We start from the raw sequence: 10,032 nt of genomic DNA on the forward strand, positions 1-10,032 counted from the left end.
TTCCTCGAGCTTGGCTGGTGACACGGCTGGGCTCCACAAGTAGCCCTGGCCGCGGGTGCAGCCGAGCTGCCGCATGTAGTCGGCCTGCGCCTGGGTCTCGATGCCCTCCGCGACAGTGGTGAGCGACAGCGCACGGGCCAGATCGATCATCGAGCGGGCGATGGCGCATGAGCCGGGATCTGCCGGGACGTGCTCGACGAAGGAGCGGTCGACCTTGAGCGTGGCGACCGGCAGTCGCTGGAGATAGGCCAGTGAGCTGTAGCCCGTGCCGAAGTCGTCGATCGCGATGGACACGTCGAGCTCGCGCAGGCGGGCCAGCACAGTGGCAGTTGCCTTGATGTCACTCATCAGGACGCCTTCGGTGAGCTCGAGGGTCAGCTGCCCCAAGGGCCAGCCTGTGAGGCGGCCTACGTCACCGACCACCCGGGAGAGTCCGCCGCCCTCGACACTCTGTGCGCTCAGGTTGACTGCCAGGGCGATGTCCGGCCCCACGCCCCGGCTGCGCAGACCTGCCATGTCGGCACATGCTCGCTGCAGGACGCACACGTCGAGTCGCTCCGCCAGGCCTATCGCGCGGGCGGTCGAGACGATCTCGGGTGGGGGTACGGGCCCGAGCTCAGGGTGCTCCCACCGCAGCAGCGCCTCCACTGCGACCACGTGGCCACCGACCAGGTCGACGATGGGCTGGTAGCCCAACGTGAGCTGGTCGGAGTCCAAGGCCTTCCGCAGGGCGTTGGCCACCTGCAGCTTGCGCGTGGTGTCGGTGGTGACGGATGCGTCGTAGACGTGCACGCGGCCGCGACCCTGGGTCTTGGCTTGCCTCAAGGCATCATCTGCGGACCTGAGCAGGGCCGCCGGTGACTGCTGCAGGCCCACGGCCACACCGACGCTGGCGTCCATGTACACCGGCGTGCTGGTCCCGGCGAGCGGTTCGAGGAGCGACGTACGCAGGCGAGCTGCCAGCTCCAGCACGGCGTCGATCTCGATGTCCTCGGCGACGACGACGAACTCGTCACCTCCGAGGCGGGCGACGGTGTCGCCCGGTCGGGACACGTCGCGCAGACGTTTCGCGACTTCAAGCAGTATCGCGTCGCCGACCTCATGGCCGTGGACGTCGTTGATGAGCTTGAAGCCGTCCAGGCCGACGCAGAGCACCGCGACCTCAGGGTGGTCAGCCTCCTGATTCTGCCGGGAGAGCGCCATCGAGAGCCGGTCGTGGAGCAGGGCGCGGTTGGGCAGTCCGGTGAGAGAGTCGTGAAGGGCTCGGTGCTGGAGGTCGTCCTGGATGCGCCGGGCGTCGGTGACGTCGGAGATCATCGCGAGGGTCCCGGTGGCGCCGTCGACGTTGAGGGAGATGGGGGAGGCAGCGACCTCGAAGACCCGGCTGCCCCCGTCGGGATGACGGTAGGTGACTTCGAAGCGATGGTTGCCCTTGTGTCGGCGCGACGCGATTTGTTGCCGCATGTCCTCAGTCGTGACGTGCCCGACGAAGTCGCTCAGCTGGCGGCGGTGCAGCTTCTTCTGCGAGTGCCCCAGGATCTGGGCCGCCTTGAGGTTGGCGACGAGGACGCGTGCGTCACGGTCGAGCACCAGCACGCCTTCCTGAGCGGTCTCGACGATGGTTCGGTAGCGCCGCTCGGAGGCGGTGAGCGCCGCTCGTGCCTCGACCTCGTTCGTCACGTCACGCAGATTCGCCACGAGGCCTTCGACACCGACGACGTCGGTGCAGTTGGTGAGCGTCTCCTCGATCCAGCGCCACTCGTCGTGCGCATTGGAGACCCTGAACGTCTTGCGCTCGACTGCGCCGGGGCTCGAGACGACCCGGTCCACGAATGCCTGGACACCAGCCAGGTCATCCTCGTGGACCAGGCCCAGGCCCTTCGAACCCACGAGCTCTTCGGGAGTGAACCCCAGCACGTCCCTGATCGATGGCGAGGCGAACATGATCTCCGTGTCGGCCTTGGCGATCATTGCGACATCCGAGGAGCGGCGGCTCAGAGCCACGCTGAGCGAGTCCTGTTGTGCCAGCTGGGTCTGCAGCCTGATCTGGTGGACGAGGCTACGCACTGATGCACACGCGCCCATGAATGCTCCGGTCGACGGATCCAGGACCGGTCCCATCGCCACGGAGACCTCGACGATCTCGCCGTCCCCGCGACGCCGTTGGGCCGAGTAGGTGACGGCCCTGCCCGTGCGCCGCATCTCCTCCAGGAACTGCTGCTGCTGCTCGACGTTCTCCTCCAGGGCCAACACGGTGATGGGTCGCCCGGTGAGCTCGTCCGGGTGCCAACCGAGCACGTCGGAGGTGGCCGAGGTCGCCCAGGTCACGACCCCTCGGGAGTCAAGGGCGATCAGCGCGTCGGGCAATGCGTCGATCGTCGTGATGAGCCGCATGGCTGCGCTCGCCACGGCTGCCTCGGGGGGCTCCGTATCGGCCTCTCCACAGGCTGCCAGCATGGCGGCAAACCTCTCCGCCGGTCCGCGGTCCCCTGACTTGCCAACGCCTACAGACATGATGACTCACATTCCCCTCCGACACCAACGGCTCCCGTGGCGCACCCTACCAAGCGAGAAGGTGCGCGAAGTCACAACCGGCCACGGGCCGGCGAGTGGGGTGAGAGACGCTCCCAGCGCAGCAGTAATCGATGTCGGGGTATCGCCACGGTTCCCCGGCCCAGGCGCTACGATTCGGGCAGAGACGGGGAGGCGGACGCTCGCTACCCACCTTTTGGCGCCAGGCCACACGCCTGACGCCAGCACGACAATGGCAAACCCGATGTGAGTCGGGGACGCAAAGCCACGGGGCCCATCCGGGTCAGCCGGGTTACCGAACAGGATCCTCGCTCTTCAGCACGTGCCGGTGATGTCGTCGGCACGGTCTTCAGGCTGTCGTGCGCGGGATCCGCCACCAGAAAGTTGACAGTCATGAAGGCACTTCGCACCTTGGGGACCGTCGCCGTCACCGGCACGGTCCTCGCCATCCTCCCGCTCGGCTCGGCGATGGCCGCCAGCTCCGGGGACACCACGGCCACCTTCACCCTCGCGGGTGGCAGCCTCGACGTCACCACGGCAGCGGGCGCAGCGCTGACCAATGCGGCTCCGGGAGCTGCATCGGTCAGTGGTTCGCTCGGCGCCGTCGGAGTCAGCGACACCCGCGGTAGCACGGCGGGCTGGGTCATGTCCGCAGCATCGACGACCTTCGTCGACGGAGCTGGGTCGGTCTCGACGGGCGTCTCGTACGACTCCGGCGAAGCCACGGCAAGCACCGGCACGGTGACCCCGACCACCACGGGGGCCACCAGCATCACGACGGGGGCCCCGGTGGCCGAAGGGACCTTGGCGAGCGGCAACAACACCGCCTCGTACACCCCCACCCTGACGGTGACCCTGCCGGCGAGCGCCCTCGCGGGTGACTACACCGGCACCGTCACCACGTCGATCCTCTGAGGTTCAGCACCCCTCATGCGTCGACTGCTCATCCTGATCGCGCTGGTGGCCGGGACTCTGTCCCCGGCCGCCGGCGCGTTCGGCAGCTCTGCCCTCACCGCCGAGACCGATCACACGGGTCTCGGCATCCGCCTGGTCGACGCGCCGGTCGCCGCCCGCGACGACCCCCGCGCCCGGGTCTACATCATCGACCACGTCAAGCCCGGCACCACCATCAAGCGGCGCATCGAGGTGTCCAACAACACGGGCAAGCCGACCGACATCGCCGTCTACCCGGCCGCAGCGGCCATCAAGGGCAACTCGTTCATCGGGCTGCCCGGCGACACGCCCAACGAGCTGTCGACGTGGACCAAGATCAGCGCCCCCCGCTCGCCGCTGGCGGACAACGCCAAGCAGATGCTGGACGTCACGATCAACGTCCCGTCCGATGCCGCCCCCGGTGAGCAGTACGCCGTGCTGTGGGCCCAGACCTCCTCCGCCGGCGCCGGCGCAGTCACCCAGGTCAGTCGTGTCGGCATCCGGGTCTACCTGTCGGTCGGACCCGGCGGCGCGCCCGCGCCCGCGTTCACGATCAAGTCGTTCAAGGCCGAGCGCGACGCGTCGGGCACCCCGGTCGTGGCCGCGACGATCCGCAACACCGGCGGTCGGGCACTCGACCTGCAGGGTGAGCTCACCCTGAGCGACGGTCCCGGCGGGTTGTCCGCCGGTCCGTTCCCCGTCACCCTGGGCACCACGCTGGGTCTCAAGAAGACCGCACCTGTCACCGCCCGGCTGGACAAGCAGCTGCCCGACGGGCCCTGGAAGGCACACCTGGAGGTGACCAGCGGCCTGCTCACGGAGACCGCGCAGGCCACGCTGACCTTTGCCGCGACCGGGAACGGTCAGACGGTGGCCGTCACGGACGGCACCAGCATCTGGTGGTGGATCGGGGGCGGACTCCTTGTCGTGCTGCTCGCGATGGCGACGTGGATCGTGGTCCGGCGCCGCCGCGGAAGTGGTGCGGTCACCGGACCACACCGATCGCCCGCCACCTCAGGAGACACGGCGCCTTGACTCTGTCCCTTCGCCATCGGTCGGTCTCGATCGTCTCGGCATGTGCTTGTCTCGTGTTCCTTGCGTCGGCACTGCCCGCGTCCGCGGAGCCGACGGCGGTCAGCGCCGCCACGGTGACGGTGGAGGGCGGGGGACTGTCCATCAGCGCGCCCGGCGATGCCGGCAACCTCGGGACCCAGTCCAACGGCGTGGGCCCCCTGACGATCAGTGGCCCACTCGGCCAGGTCCAGGTCACCGACTCGCGCGGAGCGCCGGCCGGGTCGGGGTGGACGGCGACCGCGATCTCCACCGCGTTCACCCAGACCGCGGGGCCGTCCATCGGAGCGGCCGCGGTGGGATATTCGGCCGGGCCGATCACGAAGGTCGGCACGGCGACATACACGGCGAACGACCCTGCGAACCTCACGGGCGTGTCACCGGTGGTCACGGCCACCGCCATCACCGGCGACAACACCGCGACGTGGAATCCGACCATCCACGTCGCCGTCGCCGCCGACATGCCGGCCGGGGTCTACATCGGCACCATCACCCACTCGGTCTCCTGATGAGTGACCCGACGTCCGAGGGACGAGCAGGCATGCCGGTGACGAGACCGCGCGCGGTTCAGACCCCCGACACGCGGACAGGGAGCGTTTACCATGGTGGATGAGATGGGAGACCAGCCGGAGAGCTCAGTGCCACCGTCCGAGCTCGCGGCGCGACTGGCGCGACGTCGGCGGGACAACGGTCGGGCGTACGCTCTCGGCCCCGCCTCCTCCGATCCGACAGCGTTGAGCGCTGAGCTCGCTGCCACCCAGGCGCTGTTGAGAGCGCGCTCGGCCGCGGAGGTGGAGGCCATCGTGTCGACCCTCGTCCGCGACCTCGGCGGGGCCCTCGTCGCGGCCCGCTACGCCGATCCGACCACATCGATTCCCGTCGACGTCTCGCTCGGGTTGTCCGAGCCGATGCTGCCTGCTGCCGACCCGGTCAGTGTGGCGGCAATGCGCCTGGGCACTGTCCTGCCGGAGTTCCTCGCATCAGCACGGCTCGTGCTTGCTGGGGTGCAGGCCGAGCTGCGACGAGACGAGGAGTCGAGACGCGACCACCTGACCGGTGTCCTGAACCGGCGTGCCTGGATGCGACAACTGTCGAGGGCGGCGCCGGGGGACAGCGTCTGCCTGATCGACCTCGATCACTTCAAGGCCACCAACGACACCAATGGACACGCTGCAGGTGATGCAGCGTTGCGCGCGTTCGGCGCTCTGATGCTCCGCACCTTCCGCGAGGACGACGCCTGCGGACGCCTCGGCGGCGACGAGTTCGTCTGCTTCACGCCCGGCCTGGATGGTCGGGGCCTGGCGGACAGGTGCCAGGAGGTCCGGACGAGATGGGAGTCCGAGAGACCGGCTGCAGCAGCCCGGATCGGACTCACGATCGGGGTGGCAGAGGTGGGCGAGGACGGCGGTCGTGCGGCGCTCCAGCGGGCGGACGCGGCGATGTACGAGGGCAAGGCCAAGGGTCGCAACCGGACCACGTTGCGCTCCTCTGCCGAGGATGACCGAGAGGCCTCACGTGAGTGAATCCGTGGACCCGAGCAAGGACTACTTCCGCGCGGTCGCGGCATGTGACGTCCACGCAGCCAGCGATCTCGTCCTCCAGCTCCTGGACGAAGGCATGCCGATGGGCAGGATCATCTCCGAGATCCTGGCGCCGGCGCAGGTCCGGGTGGGGCAGATGTGGGAGTCAGGTCGGTGGTCCGTGGCGGACGAGCACGTCGCCACCTCGATCACTGAAGGGGCGCTCTCGGCCTTGACCTACGCGGGTACGCCACGGCGGGGAGCTCACACGCGCCACGTGGCCATGGCGTGCGCGGAGGGGGAATGGCACAGCCTGCCAGCGCGCATGGCGGCCGCTGTCGCCGGTGCGACAGGGGAGGTAAGGGTCACGATGCTCGGACCGTCCCTGCCAGCAGAGCAGCTGCATCGTCGGCTGTCAGCAGGCGACGTCGATGTGCTGGCGCTCTCGTGCACGATGCCGACCAATCTCGTCGGCGCCGCACGCTGCATCGCAGCGGCGCACGACCTCGACATCCCTGTCATGGTCGGCGGCAGGGCCTTCGGCAACGGTCCGCGCCGGGCCGTGGCCATCGGTGCCGACGGTTGGGCGGCCGATGCCGACGCGCTTCTGGGCGTTCCACCCGAGCTCACGGGACGTAGCCCCGTCATCCCTCCCGAGGTGCTGTGGCTGCACACCGCGGACGAGGCGATCGTCACCTCGGCCTACGACCAGCTGATCGATGCGTTGCCCCGGTTGGCGAGCATGAGTCCGTACCAGCAGGCCCGTACCCGGGAGGACATCGGCTGGATGGTCCGCCACACCGCTGCGGCTCTTCTGACCCAGGATGTGTCGATCGTCGAGGACCTGCTCACGTGGCTGTGCGATCTGCTGCGCGGAAGGGTGTCGGCGTCGGCCATCGCCACCTCCGCTCTGCTGCTGGCGGACACCATCGAGCGTCAGGCGCCGGCAGGCGCGGACATCCTCCGCCTGGCCAGCGCACAGGTGCAGCTCGGCTCCATGGAGCTCGATGGACGGGCTGTGGACTGAGTTCTCAGCCGACGGGAACGGTCATGTGGTGCCGCAGCGACAGCATCGCCCGGGTGTGCAGCTGGCTGACGCGGGACTCGCTGATGCCGAGGACCTGACCGATCTGGGCCAACGTGAACCGCTCCCAGTAGTACAGCGCCACGATGACGCGGTCGCGCTCGGGCAGCTCGTGCAGGGCCCGGAGGAACTCGGGCGGATCGTCCGTGTCGTGGTCGGCCAGGAACGACATCCCCTGGTCCGAGGAGTTCTCGTACCCCGCGCCCATCTCGTCGATGCTGGCGACGTGGGTGTAGGAGATCTTCCCGTAGACGGACCTCAGCTCGGCCACCGAGATCGAGAGCTCCGCGGCCACGTCGCCGTCCTCGGGGGTTCGCCCCAGGCGGCGTTCGAGGGTGACCTGCACCGCCTCGATCTCGCGGAACTTGTCCCGCACCGACCGAGGCACCCAGTCCGAGCGTCGCAGACCGTCGATGATGGCCCCGCGGATGCGGCGCACGGCGTAGGTCTGGAACTGCAGACCGCGTTGCCGCTCGAACTTGTCGATCGCGTCCATCAGCCCGATGATGCCGTCGGAGATGAGATCGGCCTGGTCGACCTGGGGTGGCAGTCCTGCGCGTACGCGGCCGGCGACGTACTTGACCAGAGGAGCGTACTGGACGATCAGTCGCTCTCGAGCGTCGCGATCACCGCTCTCCTTGTAGCTGCGCCAGAGCCGTTCGACGCCTTCCTCTGGATGTGCAGGGTCCATCACAGTGCCGTTCTCCCTCATACGGTGCAGCTAGATCCTTCTCCCACGAGTGATTCTAGATGCTCCGCGTCACACAGGTCGCCGAACTGGATGTGTCAGGATGACTCGAAGTGCCAGGGCTCGGGTCGCGAACCGCCCGCTGCCGCCCAGGTGGGGGAGACCCAGCCGAAGGACGTGCCATGCGTGACCAGCCAGCGGTGCTCGGGGGTGTCGAGACGCTCCACGCCACCACACAGGTCGACGGCCCGTCCGGCTCCGTGGGCAGAGGTGCCGACGGCCGCGGGGAGCCTGCGCTTCGAGGGCGTGAGTGCGGTCCGACCGACGTGCGAGCGGTAGGAGTCGGTGATGCAGAGCTCAGTGCCCAGCTCGGCGGTGAACGCGGCGGACATCAGGCGGAACGACACCGCAGCGTCGCATGCGAGCAGGTGCGTCGATCCGACGGCCGCGCTGCACAATGCCTTGTCCGGGACCTCGCCATCGGGATGGGCTGTCCGTGGAAGCTCGGGGATCGGCAGCACCAGCGCGGCGTCGACTGCCCGTCCGTCGAGCCGCACCTCCAGGTGGAGGTGCGGTCCGCTGCTGTTGCCCTCGTTGCCGACGGCCCCGATCCTCTCGCCCTTCCCGATCTGCTGGCCGGGGACGACATTGACCGTCGAGAGGTGCCCGTACCAGGTCTCGACGCCACCACCGTGGTCGACGCGCACGAGATTCCCGGCCCACGATGGGTGCTCGACCGTGACCACGCCGTCGGCAATGGCCGACACGGGGGTGCCGATCGGTGCGGCGAAGTCCTGCCCGCTGTGGACCGTGGACCACCGCGAACCGCGCTGGCCGAATCCTGCCGAGATCCGGTACGACCCGGCCGCCAGCGGCAGCTGCAACGCAAAGGTGCCCGTGGCACCGTCCGGGGCCGCCTGGACGGTCTCAGCCGGCAGGCCGCACCGACCGGCAGGGGGCGCGTCGTACGAGTGGGAGACGGGAAGGCCGACGCGTCTGACGCCATAGAGCCGTGTGCGGCCGACCGATTGCACAGAGGCCGTGCCAGTGACGGGGTCGGCGACGATGACCTGACGGTCCCCGACATACACTCCGGACTCCTCGAGACCGTCGCGTCGGCCGCCGAGGAGCACGACGTCACCGACCTGCATCGCCGACTGCGGGACCTTCGCGAGTGTGCGCCACTGCGTCATCGAGTCGGCGGCCAGCTGGTCCGTGGCTCCCCACGCGTCAGCGACCAGGCCGCCACACGCGAACGTCGAGGGGGTTCCTGCGGCCGGGACCGTGGTCAGACCCAGCCGGCCAAACGCCGTGGAGACGGCGCGGACCGTCTCGGCCGGCAGGACGACGAGCGGGGTGCCGTCCTCGTTCTCGATCTGGGCGACGCCGGCGATCGCCTCGCCGGTGCGGCTTCGGACCGCCTCGAGGCTGCCTGGAAGCCGGGTGGGGTCGGTGAGCCGTGCGGCCTGTGGTGGCACGACATCGGCATCGATGAGCCTGTCGAGGTAGCGCTCCCAGCGCGCCAGTGCCGCTTCGTTGCGGGCGTTCTGCTCCCGATCGGTGACGAGGTAGCGCTCGTCGGGCTGGGCCAACGATCGGGCGAACTCGGCCACATCCCCGGCTGACCAGCCTGCCTGGCGGCGGGCCTGCTCGGCCAGCACCTCGTCGTAGGCCCGGCGGGTGCTCTCGGCTTTCACGATCGCCGTGTCGAGCGCGTGTCGCGAGGTTGCTGCCAGACGTGACAAGTGCCCTGCGTTGTCGGCGGACTCAACGGCTCGGTCGGCCGCCGAGGGCGCCCCCGAGAAGAACCGGCCGACGACCGAGCGGATGGCGCCGCCGTCCTCCCCCTGGACGTCCGCGCGGAGACGTTCAGCCGCCAGGGTCGCCCGCTGGGCGCTTGCCGCCAGCCTCTCGCGCTGGGCACCGATCAGCTCGACGGCCTTGACGGCGTCGCCATAGGCCGTGCGCGCGCCGGTCAGCTCCTCGGCCGCTGACCCGGCGGACGGCGCCGTCGTCGGGCTCGACCAGGCCGGCCCGACCCCGACCAGCGGCGTGAGGGAGCCGATCAGCACCACAGCTGCGGGTACGCATCGCCGCATGACCGCGGCTGCCACGGCGGGCAGTGCCATCGGGCTCATCACTCCTCGAGGAACGCGATCTCCTGGAGGAGCTCCAGGGAGGGTCCGGCCGGTCGACGAGGGATC

The 10,032-nt window shown here is 69.4% G+C and carries 8 protein-coding genes and 1 riboswitch; of the genes, 5 read left to right on the forward strand and 3 right to left on the reverse strand.

Features of this window, described 5'->3' with window-relative positions:
* A partial coding sequence (locus tag JWQ91_RS11725) for a bifunctional diguanylate cyclase/phosphodiesterase (RefSeq protein ID WP_297784075.1) occupies positions 1-2,409 on the reverse strand: 2,409 nt, incomplete at its 3' end.
* A 347-nt stretch (positions 2,410-2,756) separates the two neighbouring features.
* Positions 2,757-2,832, forward strand: a riboswitch (cyclic di-GMP riboswitch).
* A 93-nt stretch (positions 2,833-2,925) separates the two neighbouring features.
* On the opposite strand from JWQ91_RS11725, the gene JWQ91_RS11730 reads away from it, so the two are divergent.
* The 5 genes from JWQ91_RS11730 (at position 2,926) to JWQ91_RS11750 (ending at position 7,083) form a co-directional block, all read left to right on the forward strand.
* Positions 2,926-3,447, forward strand: a complete 522-nt coding sequence (locus tag JWQ91_RS11730; protein WP_297784078.1) for a hypothetical protein — start codon at positions 2,926-2,928, stop codon at positions 3,445-3,447.
* Between the two features lie 15 nt (positions 3,448-3,462).
* Complete coding sequence (locus tag JWQ91_RS11735) at positions 3,463-4,500, forward strand: hypothetical protein (RefSeq protein ID WP_297784080.1); 1,038 nt, start codon at positions 3,463-3,465, stop codon at positions 4,498-4,500.
* Between the two features lie 53 nt (positions 4,501-4,553).
* Positions 4,554-5,045: a hypothetical protein gene (locus JWQ91_RS11740; RefSeq protein WP_297784082.1), complete on the forward strand. Its 492-nt coding sequence runs from the start codon at positions 4,554-4,556 to the stop codon at positions 5,043-5,045.
* Positions 5,046-5,339: 294 nt separating this feature from the next.
* Positions 5,340-6,059, forward strand: a complete 720-nt coding sequence (locus tag JWQ91_RS11745; protein ID WP_297784085.1) for a GGDEF domain-containing protein — start codon at positions 5,340-5,342, stop codon at positions 6,057-6,059.
* Positions 6,052-7,083, forward strand: a complete 1,032-nt coding sequence (locus JWQ91_RS11750; RefSeq protein WP_297784088.1) for a B12-binding domain-containing protein — start codon at positions 6,052-6,054, stop codon at positions 7,081-7,083. Before JWQ91_RS11745 ends, JWQ91_RS11750 begins: the two co-directional genes overlap by 8 nt.
* 4 nt (positions 7,084-7,087) lie before the next feature.
* Here JWQ91_RS11750 and JWQ91_RS11755 read toward each other — a convergent pair whose 3' ends face one another.
* Both JWQ91_RS11755 and JWQ91_RS11760 read right to left on the reverse strand, forming a co-directional pair.
* On the reverse strand, positions 7,088-7,831 hold the full coding sequence (locus JWQ91_RS11755; protein ID WP_297784090.1) for a FliA/WhiG family RNA polymerase sigma factor: 744 nt from the start codon (positions 7,829-7,831) through the stop codon (positions 7,088-7,090).
* Between the two features lie 95 nt (positions 7,832-7,926).
* Positions 7,927-9,957, reverse strand: coding sequence for a peptidoglycan DD-metalloendopeptidase family protein (locus tag JWQ91_RS11760; protein WP_297784093.1), 2,031 nt, complete (start codon positions 9,955-9,957; stop codon positions 7,927-7,929).
* Between the last annotated feature and the right edge of the window lie 75 nt (positions 9,958-10,032).

The organism is Aeromicrobium sp. (assembly GCF_025965075.1).
Taxonomy (GTDB): Bacteria; Actinomycetota; Actinomycetes; order Propionibacteriales; family Nocardioidaceae; genus Aeromicrobium.